13 protein-coding genes and 1 pseudogene are annotated in these 14,266 nt (G+C 59.8%); 9 read left to right on the top strand and 5 right to left on the bottom strand.

Annotated elements, in window-relative coordinates; all coding sequences use genetic code 11:
• The first annotated feature begins 264 nt into the window (after positions 1–264).
• Positions 265–909 carry a class I SAM-dependent methyltransferase gene (locus tag J0I79_RS19180; RefSeq protein WP_292862240.1) on the top strand — a complete coding sequence of 215 codons (645 nt, stop codon included), beginning with the start codon at positions 265–267 and terminating at the stop codon, positions 907–909.
• A 113-nt stretch (positions 910–1,022) separates the two neighbouring features.
• Here J0I79_RS19180 and J0I79_RS19185 read toward each other — a convergent pair whose 3' ends face one another.
• Both J0I79_RS19185 and J0I79_RS19190 read right to left on the bottom strand, forming a co-directional pair.
• Complete coding sequence (locus J0I79_RS19185; protein ID WP_292862243.1) at positions 1,023–1,760, bottom strand: ABC transporter ATP-binding protein; 738 nt, start codon at positions 1,758–1,760, stop codon at positions 1,023–1,025.
• A 6-nt stretch (positions 1,761–1,766) separates the two neighbouring features.
• Positions 1,767–2,690 (bottom strand): ABC transporter permease, encoded by a 924-nt coding sequence (locus J0I79_RS19190; protein WP_292862246.1) that lies wholly within the window; start codon positions 2,688–2,690, stop codon positions 1,767–1,769.
• A 221-nt stretch (positions 2,691–2,911) separates the two neighbouring features.
• Between J0I79_RS19190 and J0I79_RS19195 the strand changes: the two genes are divergently transcribed.
• The 3 genes from J0I79_RS19195 to J0I79_RS19205 all read left to right on the top strand — a co-directional run bounded on the left by J0I79_RS19195 (position 2,912) and on the right by J0I79_RS19205 (position 6,585).
• Positions 2,912–4,900 carry a nucleoside-diphosphate sugar epimerase/dehydratase gene (locus J0I79_RS19195; RefSeq protein WP_292862249.1) on the top strand — a complete coding sequence of 663 codons (1,989 nt, stop codon included), beginning with the start codon at positions 2,912–2,914 and terminating at the stop codon, positions 4,898–4,900.
• 127 nt (positions 4,901–5,027) lie between these two features.
• Positions 5,028–5,960: a glycosyltransferase family 2 protein gene (locus J0I79_RS19200; protein ID WP_292862252.1), complete on the top strand. Its 933-nt coding sequence runs from the start codon at positions 5,028–5,030 to the stop codon at positions 5,958–5,960.
• A gap of 85 nt (positions 5,961–6,045) precedes the next feature.
• The gene (locus tag J0I79_RS19205) at positions 6,046–6,585 is read left to right on the top strand and encodes a sugar transferase (protein WP_292862255.1); all 540 of its coding nucleotides are present in this window, start codon (positions 6,046–6,048) and stop codon (positions 6,583–6,585) included.
• Here J0I79_RS19205 and J0I79_RS19210 read toward each other — a convergent pair.
• Both J0I79_RS19210 and J0I79_RS19215 read right to left on the bottom strand, forming a co-directional pair.
• The gene (locus tag J0I79_RS19210) at positions 6,573–7,517 is read right to left on the bottom strand and encodes an NAD-dependent epimerase/dehydratase family protein (RefSeq protein WP_292862258.1); all 945 of its coding nucleotides are present in this window, start codon (positions 7,515–7,517) and stop codon (positions 6,573–6,575) included. The two genes, J0I79_RS19205 and J0I79_RS19210, sit on opposite strands and share 13 nt — an antisense overlap.
• 22 nt (positions 7,518–7,539) lie before the next feature.
• Positions 7,540–8,820 (bottom strand): O-antigen ligase family protein, encoded by a 1,281-nt coding sequence (locus J0I79_RS19215; protein WP_292862277.1) that lies wholly within the window; start codon positions 8,818–8,820, stop codon positions 7,540–7,542.
• A gap of 196 nt (positions 8,821–9,016) precedes the next feature.
• Between J0I79_RS19215 and J0I79_RS19220 the strand changes: the two genes are divergently transcribed.
• The 5 genes and pseudogenes from J0I79_RS19220 to J0I79_RS19240 all read left to right on the top strand — a co-directional run.
• Complete coding sequence (locus J0I79_RS19220) at positions 9,017–9,256, top strand: hypothetical protein (RefSeq protein WP_292862261.1); 240 nt, start codon at positions 9,017–9,019, stop codon at positions 9,254–9,256.
• 44 nt (positions 9,257–9,300) lie between these two features.
• A complete protein-coding gene (cysD, locus tag J0I79_RS19225) occupies positions 9,301–10,206 on the top strand; it encodes a sulfate adenylyltransferase subunit CysD (protein WP_292862264.1) in 906 nt (301 codons plus the stop codon).
• 2 nt (positions 10,207–10,208) lie between these two features.
• On the top strand, positions 10,209–12,146 hold the full coding sequence (cysN, locus tag J0I79_RS19230; protein WP_292862267.1) for a sulfate adenylyltransferase subunit CysN: 1,938 nt from the start codon (positions 10,209–10,211) through the stop codon (positions 12,144–12,146).
• A 10-nt stretch (positions 12,147–12,156) separates the two neighbouring features.
• Positions 12,157–12,942, top strand: a complete 786-nt coding sequence (gene cysQ / locus J0I79_RS19235) for a 3'(2'),5'-bisphosphate nucleotidase CysQ (protein WP_292862270.1) — start codon at positions 12,157–12,159, stop codon at positions 12,940–12,942.
• Positions 12,943–13,567: 625 nt separating this feature from the next.
• A pseudogene (locus J0I79_RS19240) lies at positions 13,568–14,026 on the top strand (O-antigen ligase family protein); the annotation flags it as partial.
• 113 nt (positions 14,027–14,139) lie between these two features.
• Here J0I79_RS19240 and J0I79_RS19245 read toward each other — a convergent pair.
• A partial coding sequence (locus J0I79_RS19245; RefSeq protein WP_292854903.1) for a transposase domain-containing protein occupies positions 14,140–14,266 on the bottom strand: 127 nt, incomplete at its 5' end.

Below are 14,266 nucleotides of genomic sequence, written 5' to 3' on the forward strand. Positions count from 1 at the left end.
TTTTGGTGCAGTCAGGAGATGTGGTGCGTGAGGGGCTAAACCGGCGCGGAAAGGTGGGCACAGTTGATTGGTGCGGCTAGTCCGCCCTCGCTGTGTGGGCTTGTTGCATCTGACCTCGTCGCAGGGTTACTGTTGACGCGGCGGGGCGGCGTTTTTGCGTGCGAGCCTTCGACGTCTGGCGAACCAAAAGGCCAATCTTGGAAGGCCTGTTGTGCAAATGCCGGTACGGAAAATGTCGTTCGTGCGGCTATTGGAGTGTAACTGGTGAAAGAGCAGTCAATTATTGAAGGTTTGTCATCGGCGGTTGCCGCCGATTGGAAAGATGATCCAACATACTATGACAATGCCGATAGCTGGGTGTCAGTATTTTGGAACGAAGATACAATATTTAGGAAGCTATTTTCTCGACTTGACGTGGCTCGGATTGTCGACCTTGCATGTGGGCGAGGAAGGCATTCTTGGCAGATGCGAGACTGGGGAAATGAGAAGATACTTGTTGATGTTGTGAAAGAAAATATCGACATATGCAGAGATAGGTTTAACGGTATTGCTAATGTGAGATTTATTAATAACAATGGTTATGATCTGGCAGATATAGAGAATGATAGTTGTACGTCTCTATTCTGCTATGACGCTATGGTTCATTTCGATCACATGGTAATTTTTAGATATTTGATCGAAATCAATAGGATATTACAGGTTGGTGGTCGAGCCTTGATTCATCATTCGAACAATGGAACAAATCCAGGGGGAGTATATCGACAGAACCCCCATTGGAGAAATTTTATGCCGCAGGGTTTGTTCTTTGACTATGCGATAAAGTCAGGATTTAAAGTAAAAGAGCAGGCGGCGATAAATTGGGGTGAGCATAACTGCATAGATATGATCACGCTTGTTGAGAAGATATAGTAATTGTGATGGCAGTGTGAAGCAATCGAGCTTCACCTCAGGCGAGAAAAAAAGTCGTATATGAAGGCGCAGTTAATTCGCGCGCAGTCAGTGAGATCGAAAGGCCTGGGGCTTTAAAGTTCGGAAGAACTTGATGCAGCCTCAGGTATTTCGGTCAGCGACTCAACTCGCCCATTTCGGAGTGTAAGTTTCCGCGTGCAGAAACTGTCAATAAGTGCTGCATCGTGGCTGGCCAGAACGATAATGCCCGCCTTCTCGGCCAGTTCGTCCATACGTCGTTTCGCCTTGTCCTGAAACGATGCATCGCCAGCACCGATCCATTCGTCCATCAACAAAATCTCGGGGTCGAGCGCGGTCGCTGTCGAAAACGCCAACCTAGCAGCCATGCCCTGGCTGTAGGCTTTGAAAGGAACGTCAATGAAATCGCCCAGTTCGCTGAATTCGATGATCTCCTCCATCTTCCGTTCAATTTCGGCTTCGGTCCAACCGCTAATTAGCCCTCTCAGCACTATATTCCGCCGGCCCGTCGCTTCGGGTCTAAATCCAATATTTATATTGAACAGAGCATCAACTTTGCCCTTAATGAATATGGCGCCGCCTGAAGGCTGATAAATGCCATATAGCACCTTGAGCAGGGTGGTTTTGCCGGCTCCGTTCGGGCCAACTAGCCCCAATCGGTCGCCTGCTTTGAGCTCAAAGCTGACGTTGTCCAGAGCCTGAACGATCTGCGTTCTGCCGGACCTTCCAATATTGCCACCTAAGGCACCCTTGCGTTTGTCGGGCGCCGAAAGCGTCAGCTTTTCGAACAGGCGATAAATGAGGCTAACATTTTCGAGTTTGATTGACGTCATGATAATTCACGTGAGGAAAACGACACGCCTGCGAAACTCACCCAGTAACAGTAGCGCGATCATCCAAGTGCACAGGCAGATGCAACTCGACACTGCGAAGGCGTGAGCCGGAAACGAGCTTTTGATGATCGGCTCTCGCACGATTTCGAGTAAATAGGTGAAGGGATTCCAGTGGTAGGCATATTTCTGTATTCCGCCTTGGCCGTTATATGCCCAGAAGACCGGCGTGAAAAACATGCCCACACGCATCAGATTGCCAACGATGAACTCGCTGTCGGGAAAGAATACGCCGACAAAAGCGAACACCGTTATCAGTGCCGGCGTCGCCACGATGATCAGCAACAGTCCGGGCAACGAAAACAGCCAGCCCATGGCGAAGCCATAGCCTGCTAAAAACAAAATTAGAACACAGCCCGCCATGGAATAGCCGGCCCGGATGATGCATTGCATTGTCAGCCGCATCACATAGACGAACAGGGGGAGCGTAGTGCCTTGAATGAAGCTGGCTTCACGTTGGAACAATGACACACTCATGGCAATGATCTCGTTAAGATAGAACCATACCAGCATGCCAATCGCGACATAGGCTATGTAGCCGGGGTTGCTGGCGTCCTTCGTTACGAAAACGAAGACGAATGTGCCTACGAAAGCGAAGTAGTTTACCAGCATCCAAAGCGGACCCAGCGTCGTTCGCCTGTGCTGGTCGCCGATGTCCTCATGGGCGAGCGCGGTCCAGACCCGATGCAGCCTCATGGCTTTGGAGATATCTTCAACAGCGCTGTTCATCGCCGCAATCATAGGGCAGGCCGCAATCTCGGTTGGTATGATCTCTAACGGCTTCGAAGAAGCCGCAACAGAAACCCCTTCATAGTCGTTGCGGCAACGATGTGGCAATGCGCTGCGTCTTACTGAAGCAGCTTGCTCGTACAAGGGCGAGTTCTGTGCTCAAGCAGCTTCGCGCCGAGGAAAGATGACGGGTAACTAAACTAAGACCCCTGTCAAAAAAAACTAGCCATGCCGCCCGCCCCGCAGTATGCGATAAGCACGGCGGGGGCCGGAATTGCATTTTGCGACGCGATCGGCCGCGAAGGATCTTCGTGACCGCGCTTTCTGGTGCGCATGTCCGAAAGCCTGGAGTCTAGCGCCGTCCCATGAATTCCTACCTGGAAGCTGTCTTCGGACTCAGGCCGGAAGTGCGGCGCGCCTTCATCATGGTCCAGGACGTGGTCATGGTGCTGGTCGCCGTGGCGCTCGCCCTTGTGCTGTCGCGGTCGAATCTTTCGTTCGAGGCGCTTTCCACCGAGGGGCTTGTCACCTGGACAAGCATCGTCGTCATCAGCCACCTGCTGTTCCGCCTTTGCGGTCTTTACACCACGGTCTGGCGCTTCGCCTCGACGCCTGATTTCTTCAACATCCTGAAGAGCTGCGCGATCCTGACCGTCGTGCTCTACGTCGTTTCGCTGCTGGTTCGTCACTTTCAGCCGGTGGCCGGGCTCAACGAGCGCCAGTTCATCGTCTTTTTCCTGGTCTCCTTCACCATCATCTCGGCGCCGCGGCTGTTCTATCGTTTCCTGCGTGATGGCGCGAGCTGGGGTATCCTGAACGGCAGGGACGACAAGGCAGGGGCAAGGCAGGCGCTGTTCGTCGGGCGGCTGGGCGAAGCCGACCTGATCATCCGCTTCACGCGCACGGCGCAGCCCGCCGACTATTCCATCGCGGGCATCATGGCGACCGAGCACGGCGTGCCGCTCGGCACGCGCATCCAGGGCGTTCCTGTCGTCGCAAACCGGCCACGTCTGATCGACGTGCTGGATGACTACGCCACCGGCACCAAGAGCCTCGACCTGCTGATCTTCGGCAGCGGCGCCGAACATGAGATCGAGGAGTATTCGGAGCTGGTCCGCGTCGCCAGGCACGGCGATATTGCGGTCGTGCAGTTCTCGGGGCTTTCGCAACTGGGGCAGGAGGGCAAGCTCGTTCTCGACGAGGTCGAGATGGAAACGATCCTGCGCCGGCCGACGGTGCCGTCCGACATCGAGCGCATCGGCGCTTTCGTTGGCGGCCGGCGCGTGCTGGTCACGGGCGGTGCCGGCTCCATCGGCCGCACGCTGGTCAAGCGCTCGCTGGAGCTGGGGGCCGAGGCGGTGCTGGTTGCCGACAATTCCGAGTTCGGCATCTTCCAGTTGAGCCAGTATGTCGAGCAGAAGGACCATGACCGCCTCAAGGTCCGCATCGTCGATGTCGCGGACCGGCGCCAGATGACGCGCGTCGTCACCGAGTTCAAACCCGACATCGTCTTCCATGCGGCGGCCCTGAAGCATGTTCCTCTGCTCGAGGAGAATTGGGAATCGGCCATCCAGACCAATGTTTTCGGAACGCTCGTCTGCGCCGAGGTCGCCGCCAAATGCGGGGTGGCGCAATTTGTCATGGTCTCCAGCGACAAGGCCGTAGACCCGTCATCCGTGCTCGGCATGACCAAGCGGGCCGCCGAACAGATCGTCAGCGCCTTGCATGGAACCCCGGCGGGCGGGCCGGCCGGGCGCCGCGCCGCCACCAAGTTCATCGCCGTCCGGTTCGGCAATGTCTTCGGCAGCAACGGTTCGGTCGCCACCATATTCCAGGCCCAGATCGAGGCCGGCGGCCCGGTCACCATCACGGACCGGCGCATGACGCGCTATTTCATGACCGTCGCCGAAGCCGTCGATCTCGTCATCATGTCGGCGGCCGATGCCGCTTCGCGACCGGCCGGCCAGGATTTTGCCGTCTACATGCTGGATATGGGCAAGCCGGTGCCGATTCTCGAAGTGGCCGAGACGATGATCCGCATGGCGGGAAAGAGCCCCTACACGGATATTCCAATCCGCTTCACCGGCATCAGGCCCGGCGAAAAGCTCCACGAAACCCTGCATGGCGAAGACGAGGAACTGGTCGAACTCAGCGTCTCCAAGGTTTTTGGCCTGAGCACCGATGTCGCGCAATGGTCGGATGTCCAGGCGGCCCTTGCCGCGTTGCAGCAGTCGATCAAGGACCAGGACAAGGCGGCATCGCTGGCCATCCTGGCCGATCTCGACCGCGCGACCAAGACCAATGCGAACGCCCGCCAGGACGGGATGCAGGAGGCCGCCGGGCGGGCGGGCTAGGGCAGGTCCCGGATAGGCGTGTGACGTTCCCATTCGCAATCCACACAGAAACAAGACGATGGAGCTCAGCATCCGGCGGGGATCGTGGCTCTGGAAATCTCAAGCAGATGCAAGGTGTTTGACGTCAGTGGGTAAGACAGATCTGCGCATCGCGGTGCTGATGGGCACGAAAGACGGCGCCGCCTTCATCGACGAGCAATTGCAGTCCCTGCTCGAACAGTCGCACCCTCTCGTCGATCTCTGGATATCGGACGACGGGTCCGACGACGGCACGCTTCCCATACTCGAGGCCTGGAAGCCGCGCTGGGCAAAGGGGCGGATGACGGTGGTCGATGGACCGAGGCAAGGCTTTGCCGCCAATTTCCGCTCGATGATCCTGGACCCGCGCATCGAGGCCGATTGCTACGCCTTCTGTGATCAGGACGACATCTGGGAGCCGGACAGGCTGGAAAGCGCCGTCCGCTGGATGCAGACATTCGATGTAGGAACCCCGTTGATGTTCTGCTCGCGCACCGCGACCATGACGGAGGCGGGGAACCTCGTCGGCCATTCGCCGCTGTTCCAAAGGCCGCCGTCTTTTCGCAACGCGCTCGTGCAGAGCATTGCCGGCGGCAACACCATCCTGCTTAACCGCGCCGCGCGTGACCTGCTGGCCAAAGCTTGCGCGCGGACCAGCTTCGTCAGTCATGACTGGTGGGCCTATCTGGTTGTCTCGGGTGCCGGCGGCGTCGTGCACTACGACCCACGGCCGCTGGTGCGTTATCGGCAGCACGCGGCAAACCTGGTCGGCGCCAACGTGTCGTGGCGAGCGCGGATCTCCCGCCTCGGCCGCCTGATCAAGGGTCAGTTTGCCGGCTGGACCGACCTCAATCTCACCGGCCTTGCCGTCAATCGCGACCTCCTGACCCAGGAAGCGACGGCGAGCCTCGACAAATTTTCGGACGGTCGACAGGGCAACCTTTTTCAACGCCTGGGCGCCTTGCACAGAAGCGGCGTCTATCGGCAGACCGTTGCCGGGACCCTGGGGCTCTATCTCGCCTTCATCCTGGGCCGCATCTGAACGTCGCACAGCGGCATGACGCGCCTGAAGCGGAAAAGCGCGGCGCGTTCTTGCCAGATTTCAAAGGGCGCGCTACCGGCCATCCATGAAGGCAGCCAAGAAAATCTTCGATCTGGCCGGCGCGGCGGTGCTCCTGGTGGTCACGTCTCCTGTGCTTTTGCTTGCCGTTATCGCCGTCCGGGCATCATCGCCCGGTCCGGCGATTTTCAGCCAGACGCGGGTAGGTCGCGGCGGTGCGCTTTTTCGCTGCCACAAATTGAGGACGATGTACCAGGGGACGCCGTCGCTTCCCACTCACCAGGCGCCGGCCAACGCCGTGACATCGGCGGGAAAGGTCTTGCGAAAATTCAAGCTCGACGAGTTGCCGCAGTTCTGGAACGTCCTGCGCGGTGAGATGAGCCTTGTCGGGCCGCGCCCCTGTCTGCCGAGCCAGACGGAATTGATCGAATGCCGGCGGCGGCTGGGGGTTCTGGAGGCGCTTCCCGGCATCACCGGCCTGGCCCAGATCAGGGGCATCGATATGTCGAACCCGCGGCTTCTGGCCGAAACCGATGCCACTTATCTCAGGACCGCGTCGCTTTGGCTCGACCTGCGAATCCTGTTCGGCACGCTCTATCGCCGTTGAGGGATTGCGGACCGCGCCATCTCGGATAGCCGCTCCAGCGTGTCGGTTTCCGGCTGCCATCCCTCGGACAGAAGCAGGGAGGGATCGCAGATTTGCGCCGCCGTCATACTGTCCCAGAATACCCGCTTGCCCAGGAGCGTGGCGGCAGTCCGCATCGGCCCGGCCGGCATGGGGATCAGTCGTGTTGGCCGGCCGAATCCCCTGCGGAACGCGCCGATGATGGCGGCCACCGAAACCGGCGGGACATCGCTGGCCAGATAAATCGGGCGCAGCGGTCCGGAATGCTGGAGCAGATGCCATATCGCGCGTGACGCCGATTGCGATGACAGCAGCGAGCGGGTTCCCGTCAATGCGCCCGTCGGCAGCGGCAGGGCCGTATCCGCGACCCGCATCAGCGTCGCCAGGTTTCCCTTCATGCCGCTTCCGTAGACGGGGGGCAACCGCAACACGGCGGCGTCGGGACGGCCGTGCGACGCATAGATGTCCAGCACGTCGACCTCTGCCTCACGCTTCGAACGTCCGTAGGCGCATTGCGGGTCGGGGATGGTGTCTTCGTCGATCGTCACGCTGACGCGCGCGCCGGCCACGGCCCGGATCGACGAGAGATGAATGAAGCGTCCGCTTGCCTGAGCTGCTGCCGCCCGCGCCAGTCTCGCGCTCAACTGCACATTGGCCGCGTGGAAGTCGGCCGCGGCGGCATTGCCCTGGTCATTGTTCAGGCCGGCGCAATGAACAACGTCCGAAACGCCCCTGACAAGCGCCAGGAAGGCTGCGTCCGGCGCGTCGGGGCCGGGCATCGACATGGCGTCGGTACCCCGATCAAGTCTGTTCGGGTCGCGGGAGGCCAGACGAAGCGGTATGCCGGCCTCGCTAAGCTGGTGGACCACCTGGCGGCCTATGAAGCCCGTCGCGCCGGTGATCAGAACTTTCATCATATCACCACCCCGGGAACCGCTATCGGGTGACCGGCGCAAGTGTCTGGCCTTCCGCCAACGCAGCCTGGCGGCCTGAAGCAAGATAGGTTCCCGACACCAGGAAGACCATCAGCACCGAGTCCAGAATATCATGGCCGATCAGGATGCCCGCCATTCCGGCGGTCAGATAGGTGATCAACACGATGACGATCATGGTGGCGCCGAACCGCTCGACCGGATCGATGCTGTTGCGCAAGGTAAGCGTGGCATTCCTGCCGGCAACCACAAAGATCGCCGCCAGCGTCGCCGCACCCAGGGCTCCTGCTTGCACCAGGGCGGTCAGGAAGCCGTTGTGGAAATGATTGAAGCCCGCATCCATACCGAACTGATCCCGGAAGCCCTGTTTTATCAGGAACTGTGTGGCACCCACGCCATGTCCGAACAACGGCATCTCCCGAAACGCCTTCAAGCCGATGTCCCAGAGGGCGACACGCATTCCCAAGGATGTATCGTAGTCGCCCTGCTTCCCAAGCGCGATCCAGTCCGCCCGCAGGAAGTCGAGACGCCCGGATATTATGTGGAAACCGGAAAAGGCAATCACGGCGGCGATCGACGCCGTCAGCAGGAACAGGCGAAGGAGGCTGCTTCCTCTCACCCTCTGCTGGTTGATCAGCAGGACGGTGATGCCCGCGATCAGCAATGCCAGCCAGACAATGCGCGTGCCGGAATAGATGGCGGCGACTGTCCCGCCGATCGCCGCGCAGACGAGTGCCATCCTGTACCGATCCTCGATGCCCGACACGGCTGCCGTCATACAGACCATCACCGCCAGGCAAAGGACCTCGGCAAACACGATTGCGTTGCCGGCTCCACCTTCCGCCCGCATGCCAAGCCAATATTGCTGGATGACTGCCAGCAGCAGGGCGCCAAAACAGGCCGCCATGCTGCTGAGCACGACGATGCGCACGAGGGTCGTTTTCCCTGTGATGCTCCAGGTCGAATAGGAGGTCGGGAAAAACAGGAAGGTAACGAACGGTATAAGGTGCCGCGCATCCCTGACGATCGAGCCGTTCGCGACGGAGGCCATCAGATTGGCCGCGCAATAGGCATAGATCGCCACTGTCAGCGCCATCATCGCCCGGTCGGTGTTGAAACGCCTCCTGCCCGAGGCGATCAGCAGGACGGACGCCAGCCCGCCGCCATTGAACACAAAGCTGACTAGCGACCCCAGCACCGGAGGCGAGAAAAAACACAGAATGGAGAAGTAGACATTGATCCGGGAAGGCGTGAAGCGCTGCTTTAAGGACGAAAGCCGGCTCAATTTTTCTGGCTCGCTGTTCCCTGGCTTCATCGGCACGTTTTCTCAAACGAGATCGAACCTGCTCGCCTGGAAAATAGTCCTTGCCGTGTGATGCATTTTGCCCGCTTCCGGGGTTGTATAGCGGCTGAATGTTCTCTTCGATAGTACACCACGCCCGATTGCGGCCGAAAATCGGCCTGCTACGGCTGGACGCCACGTGGCGGCCGCCGCCGTGCACCATCCCAAGGCAATTTTTTCCCTGCGTTTCTTTGGCCGGACAGGCTGCGGGCAGAAATTTCCGGGTTCCGGCGAAAGCATGGAAAATTCATTCCCGAACGGAACGCTGCCGGGCTCGTCTTGCATTGTTCTGGGGCGCGTCGATCTGCTAGAACGCCCGCACGAACCACTTTGTGCGGAAACGAAGCCTGAACCGGGCGCAGAGCGCTCGATGATTTGAGGCAAGGTCTTCTGTCGCAAGGCACGAAAGAACGCTCACAGTCCATGACAACTGCGCTTACGCATCTGCAACGGCTCGAAGCCGAGTCCATCCACATATTCCGCGAGGTCGCGGCAGCCTTCACAAAGCCGGTCATGCTCTATTCGGTCGGCAAGGATTCATCCGTGTTGATGCATCTGGCGATGAAGGCGTTCTACCCCGCCAAGCCTCCATTCCCCTTCCTTCACGTCGACACCACCTGGAAATTCCGCGAGATGATCGCCTTTCGCGACCAGATGGCGCAAAAGCTTGGCTTCGACCTTCTGGTTCACGTCAACGAAGACGGCGTGCGCGACAACATCAATCCGTTCGATCACGGCTCCAACACTCACACCCATGTGATGAAGACCGTGGCGTTGCGCCAGGCGCTCGACAAATATGGCTTCGATGCCGCCTTCGGCGGGGCTCGCCGCGACGAGGAAAAGTCACGCGCCAAGGAGCGCATTTTCTCGTTCCGCAACGCGCAGCATGTTTGGGATCCGAAGAACCAGCGGCCCGAAATGTGGAAGATCTTCAACACCCGCATCGCTCAGGGCGAATCCATCCGCGTCTTCCCCTTGTCGAACTGGACCGAGCTCGACATCTGGCAGTACATCCTCCAGGAGAACATCCCGATCGTGCCGTTGTACTTCGCCAAGCAGAGGCCGGTTGTCGAGCGCGACGGCATGCTCATCCTCAAGGACGACGACCGCATGAAGCTCCGCCCCGGCGAGGTCGTCGAAGACCGGCTGGTGCGGTTCCGCACGCTCGGTTGCTATCCGCTGACCGGCGCCATCGAATCCGACGCCGATACGCTCGAGGCCATCGTCGGCGAGATGCTGACCGCGCGCACCTCCGAACGGCAGGGGCGCCTGATCGACCGCGATGAAGCCGGCTCGATGGAAAAGAAGAAGCGCGAGGGGTATTTCTGACCATGCGTCACATCATGGCAAAAAGCCTCGCTCCCACGGACGGTGTCCGAGACTATCTGGCCGCCCAGGAGAAGAAGTCGCTGCTGCGCTTCCTGACCTGCGGCTCCGTCGATGATGGCAAGTCGACCCTGATCGGGCGCCTGCTATCCGACACCAAGCAGATTTTCGAGGACCAGCTCGCCGCGCTCGAACGCGATTCCCGCAAGCACGGCACTACGGGCGACGATATCGATTTCGCCCTGCTGGTCGACGGGCTGGAAGCCGAGCGCGAACAGGGCATCACCATCGACGTCGCCTATCGCTTCTTCGCCACGCCGAAGCGCAAGTTCATTGTCGCCGACACGCCCGGCCACGAACAATATACCCGCAACATGGCGACCGGCGCCTCGACCGCCGATCTGGCGATCGTGCTTGTCGATGCCCGGCAGGGCGTGCTGCGCCAGACCAGGCGCCATTCGATCATTGCCTCGCTGCTTGGCATCCGCCATATCGTGCTGGCCGTGAACAAGATCGATCTGGTCGATTTCGATCAGGCCGTGTTCGACCGGATTGTCGAGGACTACCGGAAATTCTCGCACGATCTCGGCTTCCAGACCATTGCGCCGATCCCGATGTCCGCCCGCTACGGCGACAATGTCAGCAGCCGGTCCCAGAAAATGAACTGGTATTCCGGCCCGACACTCATCGAGCATCTCGAAACCGTTTCCGTCGACGAAACCGCCGTCGAACTGCCGTTCCGTTTTCCGGTGCAGTACGTCAATCGTCCCAATCTCGACTTTCGCGGCTTCGCTGGAACGATTGCGTCCGGTTCGGTCTCGCGAGGGGACGAGGTTGTCGTCGCCAAGTCCGGCAAATCCTCGCATGTCAAACGCATCGTCGCCCATGGTGGCGATCTCAAGCAGGCGGTTGCCGGCCAGGCGATCACGCTGGTTCTGGACGATGAGGTCGAGGTTTCCAGAGGCAACATGCTGGTGTCGCCGGCTGCCCGGCCCCAGGTCGCGGATCAGTTCGCCGCCAACATCGTCTGGTTCGACGAGCATGCCCTTCTTCCGGGCCGGTCGTACATCCTGCGCACCGAAACCGACCAGACCAGCGCCACCGTCACCGATCTGAAATACCGCATCAACGTCAACGACTTCGCCCATGAGGCTGCCAAGTCGCTGGAAATGAACGAAGTCGGCATCTGCAACATCTCGACGCGGGCGCCGATCGCTTTCGACCCCTTCGCCGAGAATCGCGCCACCGGCGCCTTCATCCTGATCGACCGGATCAGCAACGCGACGGTCGGCGCCGGCATGATCGTGCACTCGCTGCGGCGCGCCGAAAACATCCACTGGCAGTCGCTTGATGTTGGCAAGCGCGTACGCGCCGACATGAAGAACCAGCGGCCGGCCGTGTTCTGGTTCACCGGCCTTTCGGGCTCCGGCAAGTCGACCATCGCCAACCTGTTCGAGAAGAAGCTGTTCGCTACCGGCCGCCATACCTATATCCTGGATGGTGACAATGTCCGCCACGGTCTCAACCGCGATCTTGGGTTCACGGATGCTGACCGCGTCGAGAACATCCGCCGTGTCGCCGAAGTGGCCAAGCTGATGGCCGATGCCGGGTTGATCGTCATTGTGTCCTTCATTTCGCCGTTCAGCGCCGAGCGGCGCATGGCCAGGGAATTGATGGCCGACGGCGAGTTTATCGAGGTGTTCGTGGATACACCTTTCGAGGAATGCGCCAGACGTGATCCGAAGGGCCTTTATGCGCGTGCGCTGAACGGCGAGATCAAGAATTTCACCGGCGTCGACTCGCCCTATGAGGCCCCGGAAAAGCCGGAGATCCATCTCAAGACGCTCGGCAGGTCGGCGGAAGAGATGGTAGATGCACTGGAACACTGGCTGAACGAGCGTGACATTGCCGAAGACCAATATGACAATGGCGGCGGCATCTGACGACGGGTCGATGCTTGAAGTCTTCGAGCGGCTCGCTTTGGCCGCAGGACGCGAAGTCATGCGCGTCTTCCATGCCGGCTGCGAGGTAGACCGCAAATCGGACTCATCGCCGGTCACCGAGGCGGATCGCGAGAGCGAGAAGATTATCCTCGCCGGGCTGCGCGCCGCGTTCCCCGACATTCCGTGCGTGGCTGAAGAAGAAGCCGCCGCCGGTGTCATGCCTGGCGATCTAGGCGAAGCCTTCTTCCTCGTCGATCCGCTCGACGGTACCAAGGAGTTCGTCAACCGCCGCACCGATTTCACCGTCAACATCGCGCTTGTCCGCCATGGAGTGCCGGAGGTCGGTGTTGTTTTCGCGCCCTGCGGCGGCCGTTTCTTTTCCGGCCGGCCGGGCAGGGCGGAATCCCTTGAAATCAATGACGACTACCAGATCGTCGCTCGCCGGCCGATATCGGTAAGAACGGCGGCGACGCCACTGGCCGTGGTTGCCAGCCGCTCCCACAACACGCCGGAAACCGAAGCCTATATTCGCGACCTGGGTGCTGCCGAGATCGTCTCCGTTGGATCGTCGTTGAAGTTCTGTCTTCTGGCCAGCGCCGAGGCAGATGTCTATCCGCGCTTCGGCCGGACGATGGAATGGGACACCGCGGCCGGCGATGCCGTGCTGCGCGCGGCCGGCGGCATTACGCGCACACTGGACGGCAGACCCTTGACCTACGGCAAGCGCAACCAGGCCGACGACTCGGATTTCGCCAATCCGCATTTTATCGCCGGCGGCAAGGCCGCGGCAGGTTAGGGCGGCTCCCAGCATTGAGGTGAAAAGCTTTCGTCGATGGACTATCCTCGATCGGGGGTTCTGAGTCGCGAGTTCAATGTCTCTTTATCAGAAATGTCATGCCGTCATTTTGGGCGGCTTGCCGGTGTGGACCCGCAATTGGGATGAAATAGTGCTCAGGATGTTGATGGGCCTGCTCGTCATCTCTCCTGCTCTTTCTGCCTTCATCGAAATGTCACCGACGGTCCTGGCGCTTGTTGGAGCGCTCATGGGCGCTCTCACCCTTTTGACAAAGGGCCCACGCTTTTCCAGGGCAACGATTGACCTCGCCGTTACGTTGGCCGTGCTGTCGGGTTTTGTCGCGTCGAGCGCCCTGTGGTCGGTCGACACGAGCCGCTCGCTGGGGGCGGCGAAGGACGTGTTCGGCTACTCGGTCGCTGCCGTCCTGCTGTTTCAAGGCATACTCACGCTTACGGATGACCAATGCGATCGGCTCGCGCGTGTCTCGTTGATCGGCCTGTTGATAGGGCTGGTGTCGGTAGTTGGCTGGGAATTGTATTTTGCGTTCTTGACCGAGGACCCGCGATTTGTGGGAAATGTCTTCACCCTGCACAAGATCACGGTCTACGGGGCATTTTTCGCCGTCATGCTGTTTGCCCAGCCGAAGCCGGTCTGGAAGGGGATTGCGGCGCTCTTTGCCGTGTTGACGTTGCTCTACGGTCAGTCGACCGGTGTCGTTCTGGCGATTGTCTTCGTTGCGGTAATGTTTTTCATTCCCATGCGGTATCGCCACCGCGCTCTGGTCGGCTTCTTCGCCATCTATCTGTCTCTTGCGCTGATCGCCCCGTTCGTCGCCTCGCCCGTGTTCGCTATCCTCAAGTCGTTGGGATGGCTGGCCTTCTACCCGGGAACCTTCGCCGCGCGGCTTGACCTCTGGCAGATGATCTCACCCCACATCATCGACAGGCTGGTTCTGGGCCACGGCGCGAACACGATGAGAGATGCGGTCGGCGTTGTCGTGAACCCCACATATTATGTGCAAACGGATCTCCCGAGCGCGCACAACATCGTATTCGACCTGTGGTTCGAGCTGGGGGCGCTGGGCATCATTGCGTATGGGGCGCTGCTGGGAGCGATCATAAGAATGATCCGCGGTCTGAGCGGCCCCTGCCATTTCATGGCCAGCAATTGCCTGATCGTAAGCGCCTCGCCGATCGCCTACGGATTTGGGCTTGACGTTTTCCGGAATCGCCAGGGCATGAGTTCCTCGATCTGGCTCTGCGGATGGCCGTTGATGATGGCGTCGAGGGTTTCTGCGAGGTAGGCAACGGGATTGACGTCGTTG

The organism is Mesorhizobium sp. (assembly GCF_017306585.1).
GTDB lineage: Bacteria > Pseudomonadota > Alphaproteobacteria > Rhizobiales > Rhizobiaceae > Mesorhizobium.

Coding starts and splice junctions, on each gene's coding strand:
- J0I79_RS19210 (WP_292862258.1), bottom strand. CDS start 7,517: ATGAAAGTTCTGATCACCGGCGCGACGGGCTTCATAGGCCGCCAGGTG.
- J0I79_RS19185 (WP_292862243.1), bottom strand. CDS start 1,760: ATGACGTCAATCAAACTCGAAAATGTTAGCCTCATTTATCGCCTGTTC.
- cysN (WP_292862267.1), top strand. CDS start 10,209: ATGCGTCACATCATGGCAAAAAGCCTCGCTCCCACGGACGGTGTCCGA.
- J0I79_RS19195 (WP_292862249.1), top strand. CDS start 2,912: ATGAATTCCTACCTGGAAGCTGTCTTCGGACTCAGGCCGGAAGTGCGG.
- cysD (WP_292862264.1), top strand. CDS start 9,301: ATGACAACTGCGCTTACGCATCTGCAACGGCTCGAAGCCGAGTCCATC.
- cysQ (WP_292862270.1), top strand. CDS start 12,157: ATGCTTGAAGTCTTCGAGCGGCTCGCTTTGGCCGCAGGACGCGAAGTC.
- J0I79_RS19205 (WP_292862255.1), top strand. CDS start 6,046: ATGAAGGCAGCCAAGAAAATCTTCGATCTGGCCGGCGCGGCGGTGCTC.